Here is a 13233-nt window from a genome sequence, read left to right on the forward strand (position 1 = left end):
CCGCTCACCACCTCTGCGTGATCCCCCAAGGTCCGGAGGGCCGGTGTCTTCGGGGCATGTGGGTGGAAAGGCTGCGACAGGTGTCCGAATTGTGGCGACACGCTCGTTAAGAGCGCTCAGATAGTGGCGCCTCGCACACTTACCAGATACGGTCCCTCCGTGAGCCCCGTCCGCCGCTGTTCCCGCACCGCCTGCAGTCAGCCTGCCGTCTTCACGCTCACGTACGTATACGCCGACTCGACCGCTGTTCTCGGCCCCCTGGCGACGTACGCGGAGCCACACTGTTACGACCTGTGCGCCGAACATGCCGAGCGGCTGACCGCTCCCCGAGGCTGGGAGGTGGTACGGCTGCCGACGGACGGCGCCTCCCCGAGCTCCGACGACCTCGAGGCGCTGGCCAACGCGGTCAGGGAGGCCGCGCGGCCCACTCCGCCCGGCGGCGGTGAGCCGGTCGGTCAGGGCGTGGAGGTCGGTCGCAGGGGGCACCTGCGCGTTCTGAGGTCGGCTCAGCAGCACCGCGACCGGTAGGCTCGATTACGCCGGAGAATCGACCCAAGGGCGGAGCTGGAGAGTGGGCGACCTCGCCAAGATCTTCAAAGCGTACGACGTTCGTGGAGTGGTGCCCGACGAGCTCGACGAGCCGACCGCCGAGGCCGTGGGGGCCGCCTTCGTCGAAGTGACCGGGGCCGAGTCGATCGTCGTCGCGCACGACATGCGCGAGTCCTCGGTTCCGCTGGCAGACGCGTTCGTCAGGGGCGCCCGTTCGCGTGGCGCCGACGTGGTGCACGCCGGGCTGGGCTCCACCGACCTGCTCTACTACGCGAGCGGCAGCCTGGGGCTGCCCGGGGTGATGTTCACCGCCAGCCACAACCCCGCCCGCTACAACGGCATGAAGATGTGCCGGGCCGGCGCGGTGCCGATCGGCGTCGACACGGGGCTCGTCGACATCCGTGACCGGGCCGCCGAGCTGGTGGGCGCCACGGCCCCGGCCGGCGGGTCGGTGATCGAGAAGGACCTGCTGCAGGGCTACGCCGACCACCTGCGCACGCTCGTCGACCTGTCGCGCATCAGGCCGCTCAACGTGGTCGTCGACGCGGGCAACGGCATGGGCGGGCACACCGTCCCGGCCGTGTTCGAGGGGCTGCCGATCGAGCTGACGCCGCTCTACTTCGAGCTGGACGGCAACTTCCCCAACCACGAGGCCAACCCGATCGAGCCGCAGAACCTCGTCGACCTCCAGCGGGCCGTGGTCGAGGGCGGGGCGGATCTCGGGCTGGCGTTCGACGGTGACGCCGACCGGTGCTGGGTGATCGACGAGCAGGGGCGGTCGGTCTCGCCGTCGGCCGTCACGGCGCTGGTCGCGACGCGGGAGCTGGCCAAGCATCCCGGCTCGACGATCATCCACAACCTGATCACGTCCCTGGCCGTCCCCGAGATCGTGCGCGAGCAGGGCGGGGTGCCCGTGCGCACGCGCGTCGGGCACTCGTTCATCAAGGCCGAGATGGCCCGCACGGGAGCCGTCTTCGGCGGCGAGCACTCGGCCCACTACTACTTCCGCGACTTCTGGTTCGCCGACTCCGGGATGCTGGCGGCGCTGCACGTGCTGGCCGCGCTGGGCGAGCAGGAGCGGCCGCTGTCGGAGGTGGTGGAGGTCTACTCGCGCTACCACGCCTCCGGCGAGGTCAACAGCGCCGTGGCGGACCAGGGCGACGCGTTGCGGCGGGTGCGGGAGGCGTTCGCGGCACGGGGGGAGTTCGACGAGCTCGACGGGCTGACCGTGACCGGGCCGGACTGGTGGTTCAATCTGCGGGCGTCCAACACCGAGCCGCTGCTCAGGCTGAACGCCGAGGCGGCCGACGAGAGCACAATGAGGGCGATCAGGGACGAGGTCCTCGCCATCGTGGGAAGGGTGTCAGAGTGAAGATCGACGACTGGCTGCTGGAGATCCTGGCCTGTCCGGCCTGCAAGGCCGCCTTGCGCGCCGAGAACGAGACCGAGGAGCTGGTCTGCACGGGCTGCGGCCTGATCTATCCGGTACGGGATGACATCCCCGTCCTGCTCGTCGACGAGGCCAGGAAGCCGTGACCTGGGAGCCGGAGCGGCTCGACGACCAGCGTCACCTCAGCGAGGCGGATCCCGGCGGGATGCTGCCGGCGGTCGCCTCCTCGGCGGCGCACGTACGCACCGGCTACCGCACCGCGGTCGAGACCCGCGTCGACCGCCTGGCCGACCACGGACGGCCGCGCGCCATCGTGGTCGCGGGCATGGGCGGCTCGGGCATCGTCGGCGACATCCTGGCGGCGATCGCCGGCAACGGCGTGCCGCTGCCGATCGTGCCGCTGCGCTCCTACCAGCTCCCCGGCTGGGTGGGCGCCGCTGACCTGGTCGCGGCCGTGTCCGGCTCCGGCGACGCCGAGGAGACGGTGTCCGTCGCCACCCAGGCGGTGCGGCGCGGATGCACGCTGCTCGGCGTGGGCGCCCCCGGCTCCCCGCTGGAGGCCGTCGCCACCCAGGCCTCGGCGATCTACGTGCCGGTGCCGGTCACCGGCCCGTCCAGGGCGAGCCTCTGGCTGCTGGCCGCCCCGGTCATCGTGGCCGCCGCCGCGCTGCGGCTCGTCCAGGCCGACGCCGACCTGTTCGAGCGGGTGGCCAAGACGCTGGAGGACATGGCGCACCGGTGCCGGCCGTCCAGCGAGTCGTTCATCAACCCCGGCAAGTCGCTGGCCATGGATCTGGCCGAGAGCGTGCCGATGATCTGGGGGTCGTCGCCCGTGGCGTCGGTGGCGGCGTACCGGATGGCCTGCCAGCTCAACGCCAACGCGAAATACCCCGCCGTCCACGGCGAGCTGCCCGAGGCCGGCCACAACCAGGTCGAGGTCTTCGACGGGCCGCTGGCCGAGCGCGACATCTTCGCCGACACCGCCGGGCGCACGCTCCGGCTCGTCGTGCTGCGCGACGTCGAGGAGCATCCGCAGGTGACGCGGCGGCGCGAGACGTCGGTACGGCTGGCGCGGGAGCGCGACGTCCCGGTGACGGAGCTGTCCGCGGAGGGCGAGCATCCGCTGGAACGGATGGCCACGCTGATCGCGCTCGGCGACTACGCGAGCACGTATCTGGCGCTGGGATATGCCATTGATCCGACCCCTGTGTCAGCGATCACTGAGCTGAAGGCCAGGATTTCGCAATAGGATCCCCTTTCAGGCCTTAGTACGTGATCTTTATGAGTGGAGAAGACCGGTGAGCGCGAGCGGCGGTACAAAAGCGATCATTGCGGCCTTGACCGCGAACCTGGCAATCGCCGTGTCCAAATTCGTGGCCGCGTTCTTCACCGGATCGTCCTCGATGCTGGCGGAGGGCATCCACTCGGTCGCCGACTCGGGCAACCAGGTGCTGCTGCTGATCGGCGGCAAGCGGGCGGCCAGGGCCAGCACGAAGGAACATCCGTTCGGCTACGGCCGCGAACGTTACTTCTACGCCTTCGTGGTGGCCGTCGTGCTGTTCACGATCGGCGCGGCGTTCTCGATTTACGAGGGCATCCACAAGCTCTCCGCTCCGGAGCCGGTGGAGGCGCCGATCTGGGCGTTCGCCGTGCTGATCTTCGCGATCATCGCCGAGGGCTTCTCGTTCCGCACGGCCATCAAGGAGTCGAACCAGGTACGCGGCAAGCAGTCGTGGGTCTCGTTCGTCCGCCGCTCCAAGTCGCCCGAGCTGCCGGTCATCCTCCTGGAGGACCTGGGCGCGCTGCTCGGTCTGATCTTCGCGCTGTTCGGCGTGACGATGGCGGTCGTCACCGGCAAGGGCGAATGGGACGGCGTCGGCACCCTGATGATCGGCGTGCTGCTGGCCGTGATCGCGGTGGTGCTGGCCATGGAGACCAAGTCGCTGCTGGTCGGCGAGGGCGCCACCCCCGAGATGGAGGCCCAGATCCGCTCCGCGCTGGAGGGCTCGCCCGAGGTGGCCAGGGTCATCCACATGCGCACGCTGCACCTGGGCCCCGAGGAGCTGCTGGTGGCGGCCAAGATCGCGGTCGAGTACAACGACACGGCGGCCGAGGTCGCCAAGGGCATCGACGAGGCCGAGCGCCGCATCCGCGAGGCCGTGCCGATCGCCCGCGTGATCTACCTGGAGCCCGACCTGGACCGCCTCCGCAGCACCTCCGCCTCCTAGAGCACTCCTAGAGCACTCCTGGAGCACTCCTGGAGCACTCCTGGAGCCGTCCGGGCCCGCTCACGACGTGAGCTGGGCCGGACGCAGGCGCGGGAGTCGGAGCCGGGGCCAGCGAGGACGGCCAAGGGTGATGAACGCCTCGGCCTGCAACGCCGAGACCCCGATGCGGGGCAGGTCGCGGGCGTTCGGATAGACGACGAAGCGAGGCTCCCAGATCGGCCGGAACTTGGCGTTGAACCGGTAGAGCGACTCGATCTGGAACCAGTGCGACAAAAAGATCAGCAACGCCCGCCACGCCCGCAGCACCGGCCCGGCCCCGAGGCGCTCCCCGCGGGCCAGGACCGCGCGGAACATGGCGAAGTTCAGTGAGACCTGCGTGATGTCCAGGGCCGGCGCGGCCTGGAGCGTCTTGACGATCAGGAACTCGTTGAGCCCCGGATCGGCGCCGCGGTCGCGCCGCATCAGGTCGAGCGAGATGCCGCGCGGTCCCCACGGCACGAAGTGCAGCACGGCCTTGAGCTCGCCGTCCTTGTGGGCGGTGGACACCAGGCACTGGGAGTCGGCCGGGTCGCCGAAGCGGCCCAGCGCCATGGAGTAGCCGCGCTCGGTCTCGGTGCCGCGCCAGGATTCGGCCGCGTGCTGGATGTCTTCGCGCTCCTGGCCGGTCAGGTCGGCGATGCGGCGCACCTGGCACTTGTAGCCGTTCCGCTCGGTCCTGTTGACCATCTGGCGGACGTTGCGCATGGCGCGGCCCTCCAGCGTGAAGTCGGCGACCTCGACGATGGCCTCGTCGCCGATCTCCAGCGCGGACAGCTTGGCCTCGCGCGTCCACACCTCGCCGCCGGTCTCGCCGCAGCCGATGACGGCGGGCACCCAGGCGTGCAGCCTGGCCTCGTTCATGAACACCTTGATCGCGGCCGGCCAGGCCTCGCGGTCGCCGATGGGGTCGCCGCTGGCCAGCATGACCCCGGACACGACGCGATAGGCGATGGCCGCCTTCCCCGACGGGGAGAACAGCACGCTCTTGTCCCGCCGCAGCGCGAAGTAGCCGAGCGAGTCGCGTTCGCCGTGCTGGGCGAGCAGGGCGCGCAGGCGCCGCTCGTCGTCCTCGGTGAGCTCCGCGGCCGGGCGTTCGGGGCGCAGCGCCAGGTAGAGCGTGGAGACCGCGGTGAGCGTGCCGAGCGCGACCAGGGAGAAGTAGACCAGGTCGGAGACCCGCTCGACGGCGAACGTGACCGGGCCCTCGATCCCGATCAGGCCGAGCAGGACGTGTTCGAGGCGGTCGAGCACGCCAGGATGACCCACGATCATGCGGGGGCGGGCGCTGATGATCAGGTAGCCGAGGCCCACGTCGAGGACGCCGAGGACGAGCAGGTTGCCCAGGGCGCGCCAGCGCGAGCGCGGATCGGGCAGCGCGGAGAACTCGCCCCTTCCCCACACGAGCAGGCCCAGCAGGGCCAGGCTGATCACGGCCGTGGCCGGACGCAGGTGGACGAAGCTCACGGCGGCGCTCACCGGGAGCACCACCACGACCGCGCGCCAGGCCCGCACCTTCCCGCGGCGCAGCGCGTGCGCGAGCATGATCAGCACGATGCCGACGACCAGGGAGGTGGCTCTGGCGACGGTCGTGACGATGCCGGGCAGGAAGTCGGTCCACAGGCCCATGCGGCTGTGCTCGAAACGGGGGAACACCGCCTTGCTGAGGTCGAGCAGGCCGATCACCAGCGACGCGTAGGCGGCGACGGCGGGAATCCAGGAACGCTTCACAATGCGAAATTGAAGACCCCGCCGGGTAATCTCCATGTTAACTCCCTGCTTACGGCCGTCCATGTATTCCATCCCTCATGGGACTGAACTCAATCGGGCTGCTGGTCACCTTCTCGGTGCTGGCGGTGGCGGCGATGGCGACGACGGTGTGGCTGTGGCCGCGGCTGAGCGCGGCGCGCTGGCAGGCCGTGCTGGGCCGGGTGGGCGCGCTGGTCGTCTGCCAGGCGTTCACGCTGGCCGCCCTGGGCCTGGCGGTGAACCAGTACTTCGCCTTCTACAGCTCCTGGAGCGATCTCCTGGGCACCGACACGGCGACGGCGCCGATCACGGTCTCCAGCTCGGGGCTGCAGGTGCTGAGCACCCGCCCGGTGCCGGGCGGGCGGATCGAGCAGGTGATCCTGCCGGGGCCGTCCACGCACCTGAGCGAGGAGGCGTACGTGTTCCTGCCCACGGCGTACCTGAAGCACACCACGGAGCGCTTCCCCGCGATCCTCGCGCTCACCGGCTATCCGGGTGACCCGCGCAACCTCATGACCCGGCTCGACCTGCCGGGCCGGATGGCCAAGGCGATCGCCCAGCACCAGGTCAATCCCACGGTCCTGGTCATGATGCGGCCCAGCGTGGTGCTGCCGCGCGACACCGAGTGCGTGGACGTGCCGAACGGGCCGCAGGTCCAGTCGTACTTCGCGAACGACGTCAAACATGACATGTCCACTCACTACCGGGTGGCGGAGAGCCGGGACTCGTGGGGCATCCTGGGCGGCTCGACCGGCGGCTACTGCGCACTCAAGATCGTCATGAGCCATCCCGACCAGTTCGCGGCGGCGGTCTCGCAGTCGGGCTACTTCAAGACGATCGTCGACGGCACCACCGGCGACCTGTTCCAGGGGGACAAGTCGGTCGAACAGCGCAACGATCTGATGTGGCGGCTGGCCAACCTGCCCGCGCCCCCCGTGAACGTGCTCGTCACCAGCAGCAGGAAGGGGGAGAGCGACTATCAGGCGACCATGAGGTTCCTGAGCGCGGTGAAGCCGCCGATGCGGGCGTCCTCGCTGATCCTGCCCACCGGCGGGCACAACTTCAACACCTGGAACCGCGAACTCCCGCAGGCCCTCCCGTGGCTGGCCCAGCAACTCGTCAAGCCCACCTGAACGGGGTCAGCGTCCGGAGGGCCGCAGGAGACGCAGCGCCTTCTCCTTCTCGAAGTCGAGGGCCCGGCGCGGCACCTGGATGCGCCCGATCCGGATCCCGAGGTCGCGGACGGCCGCCGCCACCGTGGGCTCGCTGAGCACCCGCAGCGCGAAGGCCAGCTCCGCGGGTGAGACGTCGAACTGCTTCTCCAGCTCCACCCCCTGCGCCACCGCCGCCAGCTCGTCGGGGCCGAACCGCCGGTGCGCCCCCTGCTCTCGCACGGGTGGCAGCAGCCCGAGTGCCTCCCGATATCGGAGCATTCGAGGGGACATGCCGAGCCGCTTCGCGGCCTCCGTGATACGCATTCTTACATTCTTACGTCAGTTTCGACCGCCCCGAGATGCGCACCCCTCGAAGGGCCGCCTAAACTCGTCGGGACAACCATCAGTGACGCGAGGGGAAACCCGATGGACTTCAAGGTCGCAGACCTTTCACTTGCCGACTTCGGCCGCAAGGAGATCCGGCTCGCCGAGCACGAGATGCCCGGCCTCATGGCGATTCGCAAGGAGTACGCGGCCTCCCAGCCCCTTCGCGGCGCGAAGATCATGGGCTCCCTGCACATGACGATCCAGACGGCCGTCCTCATCGAGACGCTCGTCGCGCTCGGCGCCGAAGTCCGCTGGGTCAGCTGCAACATCTTCTCCACGCAGGACCACGCCGCCGCCGCGGTGGTCGTCGGCCCCGACGGCACCGTGGACGACCCGCGGGGCGTGCCGGTGTTCGCCTGGAAGGGCGAGACGCTGGAGGAATACTGGTGGTGCACCGAGCAGGCCCTCACCTGGCCCGACGGTGACGCGCCCAACATGATCCTCGACGACGGCGGCGACGCCACGCTGCTGGTGCACAAGGGCGCCGAGTACGAGAAGGCGGGCGCCGTGCCGGCCGCCACCGCCGAGGACCCGGAGGAGTGGCACGTCATCATCGACCTGCTCACCCGCACGGTCGGCGACGACAAGCGGTGGACCAGGATCGCCGAGAGCATCAAGGGCGTCACCGAGGAGACCACGACCGGCGTGCACCGTCTCTACGAGATGCATAAGAACGGCCAGCTCCTCTTCCCGGCCATCAACGTCAACGACTCGGTCACCAAGTCCAAGTTCGACAACAAGTACGGCTGCCGCCACTCCGTCATCGACGGCCTCAACCGCGCCACCGACGTGCTCATCGGCGGCAAGGTGGCCGTGGTGTGCGGCTACGGCGACGTCGGCAAGGGCTGCGCCGACGCGCTGCGCGGCCAGGGCGCCCGCGTCATCGTCACCGAGATCGACCCGATCTGCGCGCTCCAGGCGGCCATGGACGGCTTCCAGGTGACCACGCTGGACGAGGTCGTCGGCATCGCCGACATCTTCGTGACCGCCACCGGCAACTTCAACATCATCACCGCCGACCACATGGCGCGGATGAAGCACCAGGCGATCGTCTCCAACATCGGCCACTTCGACAACGAGATCGACATGGCCGGCCTCGCCAAGCTGCCCGGCATCACGAAGAACAACATCAAGCCGCAGGTCGACGAGTGGGTCTTCGCCGACGGCCACTCGATCATCGTCCTGGCCGAGGGCCGCCTGATGAACCTCGGCTGCGCCACCGGCCACCCGAGCTTCGTCATGTCCAACTCGTTCACCAACCAGGTGATCGCGCAGATCGAGCTGTTCGCGAAGACGGCCGAATACCCGATCGGCGTCTACACGCTGCCCAAGCACCTGGACGAGAAGGTCGCCCGCCTGCACCTCGACGCCCTGGGCGTCAAGCTCACCGAGCTCACCAAGGAGCAGGCCTCCTACATCGGCGTCCACGTCGAGGGCCCCTACAAGTCCGACCACTACCGGTACTGATTTTCTGCTTTCAGCAAGCTCCGGGAGGGGTTTCTCGCCTCCCGGAGCTTTCCGCCCATGGTTCTTTACGGCCGAGCACGGTGGGCCGCACGCGCCGACGTCAGTGGCCGTCCGTCATGGCCGGTCGTGAAGGCCCACGGGTCGCTCGCCGTGACGACGCGTGTTCTTGGCCGTCTTCTTCGCTCAAAGGGCTGGCATGGATCTCTGGGAAAGTGGCGAGCGGCAGATCTCCTGGGCCGCTCGTTCGATGCCGGTGTTGACCGCGATCGGAGAGCGGTTCGGCATCGAACGGCCGCTGGACGGGCTGAAGATCGCGGCCTGCCTGCACGTCACCGCCGAGACGGCCGTGCTGATGGGGGCCTTGAAGGCGGGCGGGGCCGAGATCGCGCTCGCCGCGTCCAACCCCCTGTCCACGCAGAACGACGTGGCCGAGGCGCTGCGGGTTTACGGGATCTCCGTGCACGCGCGGGCCGGCGTCGATCGGGCCACCTACTACCGGCACATCCACCAGGCGCTCGACCTCGAGCCCGACCTCGTGCTCGACGACGGGTGCGACCTGGTGAACATTCTCCACACCGAACGTACCGACCTGCTCGAACACGTCACGGGCGGGTGCGAGGAGACCACCACCGGGATCATCCGGCTGCGGCAGATGGCCGCCGAGGGTGCGCTGAGGTTCCCGGTCGTGGCGGTGAACGACACCCGGACCAAGCGCATGTTCGACAACCGCTACGGCACCGGCCAGTCCACGCTGGACGGCATCATGCGCGCCACCAACACCATGCTGGCCGGGCGCACGGTGGTCGTGGCCGGGTTCGGGTTCTGCGGGCGGGGCGTGGCCGAGCGGGCCAAGGGGTTCGGCGCGCGGGTGATCGTGACCGAGATCGACGCCGTGAAGGCGCTCGACGCGACCCTCCAGGGCTACGAGGTCCGGCCCATGGCGCAGGCGGCGATGCTCGGCGACCTCTTCGTCACCGTGACCGGCAACCGCGACGTGATCAGGGCCGAGCACCTGTCGGTCATGAAGGACGGCGCGATCCTGGCCAACGCCGGGCACTTCGACGTGGAGATCGACGTCCGGGCGCTGGACGAGCTGGCCACCGAGGTGCACCGGGGGGTCCGGCCCAACACCGACGAGTACGTGCTGCCCGACGGCCGGCGGCTGCTGCTGCTCGCCGAGGGGCGGCTGGTCAACCTCACCGCCGCCGAAGGCCATCCCGCGGCCGTCATGGACATGTCGTTCTCCGCGCAGGCCCTGGCCGTGGCCTGGCTGGTCGGCGAGCGCTCCCGCCTCGATCCCGGCGTCTACGACGTCCCGGAGGAGATCGACCACGAGGTCGCCAAGCTGAAGCTAGCCGCGGCCGGGATCGGCATCGACGAGCTCACGCCCGAGCAGGAGGACTATCTCCACTCCTGGCGAGTCGGCTCCTAGAGGCTCCTGGAGGGGTTGCAGCGGGCTTTGGGGTTGGCGTGGCCGATGATATTGCAGGATGATCGGATGATCCCGATATATCCGGCGGTGGAGAAAGGGTCTGCCACGTGAGTCCGTCCCCCAAGTCCCTTCCGATGGGAGGGTTCGCGTTCTCCGCCCTCGGCGTCGGCGCCGTGGTCCTGCAGATGCTGTCCGTCGTCTACCCCGACGGCGACCCGGCCAAGGCCCGCGAGGCCGCGCGCCTGTTGCGGCAGCTGGCCACGCGGGTGGACACCAGCCTGGACGACGTGGAGGACGTCGCGCGCACGGTCTGGCGGCCGCCCAGCTCCGGCGCGGGGGTCGACGCCTTCAGGAAATACTTCAACGAGGACCTCACGCCCTATCCGCCGCACGTGTCCGCGTACCTCCGCGGGCTGGCCGACGCGGTCGACGACTACGCGGACCTGCTGGAGCAGACGCAGCACGCGCTCCGCACGATGGCCATGATCCAGTGGCTCGAGCTGCTGATGTTCTTCTGCTGGCCGGCCATCGACAAGAAGGTCCAAGTGCTGATCAACTGGGCGATGCGCAGGAAGCAGGCGGGGCTGCTGCTCAAGCTGTTCAACCACGCGGTGGGCAAGCGCTTCATCTACGCCGTGGGCGGCAGCCTCGCCTACACGGCCCTCGACCAGCTGCTCGTCGACGGGGTCAAGCTGGGGCGGGGCGAGGACATGGGGTCGTGGGGCGACCGCGGCGAGTACATGGTGAAGAACTTCGCCGCGGCGATGGTCTTCTACCATGTGGATCCCGCCAATTTCGGAAAGGCCGCCAACCTGCTGCCGAAGAACAAGGCGGCGCAGAACGCCATCGTGTTCCTGACCGGGTCGTCCATCTTCACCACCACGGCGAACGCGCTCAACCGGCCCGGCGACGTCATCGACGATCCGGCCAGCCTGCTGCCCACCTGGGAGCAGATGCTCGCCAAGCTGGGGGTCGCCGCGGGCCAGGACCAGTTCAGGCGCTGGCGCGGATACTGACCGCCGGGTGACCGGGCCAGGTCCTCGGGCCGCGGCCGGCGCGATCTCGGGGACCATGGCTAGTCCTGGCCGAAACGTCTGACCTCGTCGGCGAACGGGGTCAGGCCGTCCGTCATCATCCCGGCCATCCGCTTGGTCAGGTCCGCGGCGGCGTCGTTCGCGGCGGCGAGCACCGCCTCCGCCAGCGCGTCCGCGCCGAGCCGCATGGCCCGCGGGTCGATGCGCAGGCCGCCGAGCGCGCCGCTCGGCAGCACCTCGGCCTTCACCTGGCCGTTGGCGGCCTCGCCGCGGCCACGGAGGCCGTCGAGGCTTTCGCGCAGCTCCTGCAGCGGCCGCAGGTCGGCCTGGAACTGGGCGAGAAGGCGCTGCATCTCCTCGTCGAGGAGGGGGGCGCCGTCGTCTGGTGTGGGCATCGGGTCTCCGAACAACGTCAGGGGTTGAGCTTTTTGTCCGACTTCGAGTAGTTGGGCGGGTCGGACACTTTCGGCAGGGACTGGATGCTGGCCCAGTGCGCGACGTCGAAGCCGGTCTTCATGCCGGCCAGCCGTTCGGCGATCCCGGGGTAGACGTCGCGTAACGCGTTGACGTACGTCTCGGCCTTCTTCAGCGCGGTGGAATAGCCCTGCTTGAAGGTGTTCGCCGTCTCATCCGTGCCGGCGAAGTCGCCCAGGGCGGCGATGGCGTCGAGAATCCGGCGGGCGTCCCGCGCCAGCTCGTCATGCTCGGTGATGAAGCCGCCGGCCGCCCCGGTGAAGGTGCTCCCGTGGACGTCGATGTTCGGCATGCCCGGGCGTTGCAAGCCCGGCGAGCTCGGCGAAGGGGTGGGGACGGGGTACGTGGGAGCGGTCGAGGGAGCCGGCGACGCCACAGGCGTTTTGCTGGGCGTCGGTGTCGGTGTCGGTGTCGGTGTCGGTGTTGGTGTCGGGGTGGGCGTCGGCGTGGGGGAAGGGCTTGGCCACGTCGGACTCTGGCTGGGTTCCGGCGGCGTGGGCGATGCGGATGGAGCGTTCGGATCTGCCATGGCGTGACGTCCTCCACACATTGCCTGTACTACCCACAGGAATAGTGTAGTTTAGCGCCGGGACGAGCCCTTCGTCCTCACCGTTGTGGCCTTCCTAGAGGGCGGACTGCATCTGCTGCATGCGGCGGATCTCGGCGGCCTGCGTCACGCTGACGTCGCTGGCCAGCTCCTCGATCCGGATGTGCGAGCCGCTCGTCAGCACCTGCTCCGACATCTTGATCGCCCCCAGATGGTGGTTGATCATGAGCTCAAGGAACATCCGGTCGAAGTCCTTGCCCTTGGCCGCCTTCAGGGCCTCCATCTGGGCGGGCGTGGCCATCCCCGGCATGCCCTCGTGCGCGGCGTGGTGGTCGGGCACCGTCTGCTGCTGCTCCCGCAGCCACGTCGTCATGTACTGGATCTCCGGCCCCTGGGCGTCCTTGATCCGGCTCGCCAGGCTCTTCAGCTGGGCCGACTCGGCCCGGGTGGGCGCGAGGAGCGACATGTCCAGGGCCTGGCGGTGGTGGACGACCATGTCCTGGACGTACTTGATGTCGGCCGCGTTGGCCGTGGCCGAGGGGACGGCGGTGGCGGCCTCGCTCGGCGCCAGCGTCCTGGCCTGCTCCCCGGGGCGGCCGGGAGCGAGGACGGGCGCGGTCGAGTCGGCTCGTGGAGCCGGCGGCGGCGTGGAGGAGGTGCAGCCGGAGAGGGCAACGACCGTGCCCATGACGACAACGAGCGCGGCGCGCACCCACAACCTCCCTGACTGACTCGGTCGAGAATGCGCACTCTAGGCCATCAGTGGACAACTTAAAAGGGGGTGAA

At 69.4% G+C, this 13233-nt stretch carries 14 protein-coding genes; 9 read left to right on the plus strand and 5 right to left on the minus strand.

Going from position 1 to position 13233, the window contains the following annotated elements; genetic code table 11:
* Window positions 1-159 precede the first annotated feature (159 nt).
* The 5 genes from H4W80_RS42355 to H4W80_RS42375 are packed head-to-tail and all read left to right on the plus strand — an operon-like array spanning window position 160 to window position 4167.
* On the plus strand, window positions 160-528 hold the full coding sequence (locus H4W80_RS42355; protein ID WP_185070975.1) for a DUF3499 domain-containing protein: 369 nt from the start codon (window positions 160-162) through the stop codon (window positions 526-528).
* 43 nt (window positions 529-571) lie between these two features.
* Window positions 572-1921, plus strand: coding sequence for a phosphomannomutase/phosphoglucomutase (locus tag H4W80_RS42360; protein ID WP_192790199.1), 1350 nt, complete (start codon window positions 572-574; stop codon window positions 1919-1921).
* Window positions 1918-2085: a Trm112 family protein gene (locus H4W80_RS42365; RefSeq protein WP_192790200.1), complete on the plus strand. Its 168-nt coding sequence runs from the start codon at window positions 1918-1920 to the stop codon at window positions 2083-2085. The genes H4W80_RS42360 and H4W80_RS42365 overlap by 4 nt, the downstream gene beginning before the upstream one ends.
* Window positions 2082-3188, plus strand: a complete 1107-nt coding sequence (locus tag H4W80_RS42370) for an SIS domain-containing protein (protein ID WP_192790201.1) — start codon at window positions 2082-2084, stop codon at window positions 3186-3188. The genes H4W80_RS42365 and H4W80_RS42370 overlap by 4 nt, the downstream gene beginning before the upstream one ends.
* Before the next feature lie 49 nt (window positions 3189-3237).
* Window positions 3238-4167, plus strand: a complete 930-nt coding sequence (locus tag H4W80_RS42375) for a cation diffusion facilitator family transporter (RefSeq protein WP_192790202.1) — start codon at window positions 3238-3240, stop codon at window positions 4165-4167.
* A 60-nt stretch (window positions 4168-4227) separates the two neighbouring features.
* Here the strand turns inward: H4W80_RS42375 and H4W80_RS42380 are convergent, their stop codons facing one another.
* Entirely contained in the window at window positions 4228-5934 is a 1707-nt protein-coding gene (locus tag H4W80_RS42380) for a phosphatidylglycerol lysyltransferase domain-containing protein (RefSeq protein WP_318787304.1), read from the minus strand.
* Window positions 5935-6011: 77 nt separating this feature from the next.
* Between H4W80_RS42380 and H4W80_RS42385 the strand changes: the two genes are divergently transcribed.
* Window positions 6012-7085 carry an alpha/beta hydrolase gene (locus H4W80_RS42385; protein WP_192790204.1) on the plus strand — a complete coding sequence of 358 codons (1074 nt, stop codon included), beginning with the start codon at window positions 6012-6014 and terminating at the stop codon, window positions 7083-7085.
* A 6-nt stretch (window positions 7086-7091) separates the two neighbouring features.
* Here H4W80_RS42385 and H4W80_RS42390 read toward each other — a convergent pair whose 3' ends face one another.
* Window positions 7092-7430 (minus strand): MerR family transcriptional regulator, encoded by a 339-nt coding sequence (locus tag H4W80_RS42390; RefSeq protein WP_192790205.1) that lies wholly within the window; start codon window positions 7428-7430, stop codon window positions 7092-7094.
* Between the two features lie 102 nt (window positions 7431-7532).
* On the opposite strand from H4W80_RS42390, the gene ahcY reads away from it, so the two are divergent.
* From ahcY to H4W80_RS42405, 3 genes are all read left to right on the plus strand, one after another.
* Complete coding sequence (gene ahcY / locus H4W80_RS42395; RefSeq protein WP_192790206.1) at window positions 7533-8960, plus strand: adenosylhomocysteinase; 1428 nt, start codon at window positions 7533-7535, stop codon at window positions 8958-8960.
* A 196-nt stretch (window positions 8961-9156) separates the two neighbouring features.
* Window positions 9157-10392: an adenosylhomocysteinase gene (locus H4W80_RS42400; protein ID WP_192790207.1), complete on the plus strand. Its 1236-nt coding sequence runs from the start codon at window positions 9157-9159 to the stop codon at window positions 10390-10392.
* 107 nt (window positions 10393-10499) lie between these two features.
* Complete coding sequence (locus H4W80_RS42405; protein ID WP_192790208.1) at window positions 10500-11408, plus strand: WXG100 family type VII secretion target; 909 nt, start codon at window positions 10500-10502, stop codon at window positions 11406-11408.
* 59 nt (window positions 11409-11467) lie between these two features.
* Here H4W80_RS42405 and H4W80_RS42410 read toward each other — a convergent pair whose 3' ends face one another.
* The 3 genes from H4W80_RS42410 to H4W80_RS42420 all read right to left on the minus strand — a co-directional run bounded on the left by H4W80_RS42410 (window position 11468) and on the right by H4W80_RS42420 (window position 13159).
* Window positions 11468-11821: a YbaB/EbfC family nucleoid-associated protein gene (locus tag H4W80_RS42410; protein ID WP_192790209.1), complete on the minus strand. Its 354-nt coding sequence runs from the start codon at window positions 11819-11821 to the stop codon at window positions 11468-11470.
* A gap of 17 nt (window positions 11822-11838) precedes the next feature.
* A complete protein-coding gene (locus H4W80_RS42415; protein WP_192790210.1) occupies window positions 11839-12192 on the minus strand; it encodes a hypothetical protein in 354 nt (117 codons plus the stop codon).
* Window positions 12193-12523: 331 nt separating this feature from the next.
* Window positions 12524-13159 (minus strand): DUF305 domain-containing protein, encoded by a 636-nt coding sequence (locus H4W80_RS42420; RefSeq protein WP_192790211.1) that lies wholly within the window; start codon window positions 13157-13159, stop codon window positions 12524-12526.
* Between the last annotated feature and the right edge of the window lie 74 nt (window positions 13160-13233).

It is taken from the genome of Nonomuraea angiospora (assembly GCF_014873145.1).
Taxonomy (GTDB): Bacteria; Actinomycetota; Actinomycetes; order Streptosporangiales; family Streptosporangiaceae; genus Nonomuraea; species Nonomuraea angiospora.

Coding starts and splice junctions, on each gene's coding strand:
- H4W80_RS42400 (WP_192790207.1), top strand. CDS start 9,157: ATGGATCTCTGGGAAAGTGGCGAGCGGCAGATCTCCTGGGCCGCTCGT.
- H4W80_RS42390 (WP_192790205.1), bottom strand. CDS start 7,430: ATGCGTATCACGGAGGCCGCGAAGCGGCTCGGCATGTCCCCTCGAATG.
- H4W80_RS42415 (WP_192790210.1), bottom strand. CDS start 12,192: ATGCCGAACATCGACGTCCACGGGAGCACCTTCACCGGGGCGGCCGGC.
- H4W80_RS42410 (WP_192790209.1), bottom strand. CDS start 11,821: ATGCCCACACCAGACGACGGCGCCCCCCTCCTCGACGAGGAGATGCAG.
- H4W80_RS42385 (WP_192790204.1), top strand. CDS start 6,012: ATGGGACTGAACTCAATCGGGCTGCTGGTCACCTTCTCGGTGCTGGCG.
- ahcY (WP_192790206.1), top strand. CDS start 7,533: ATGGACTTCAAGGTCGCAGACCTTTCACTTGCCGACTTCGGCCGCAAG.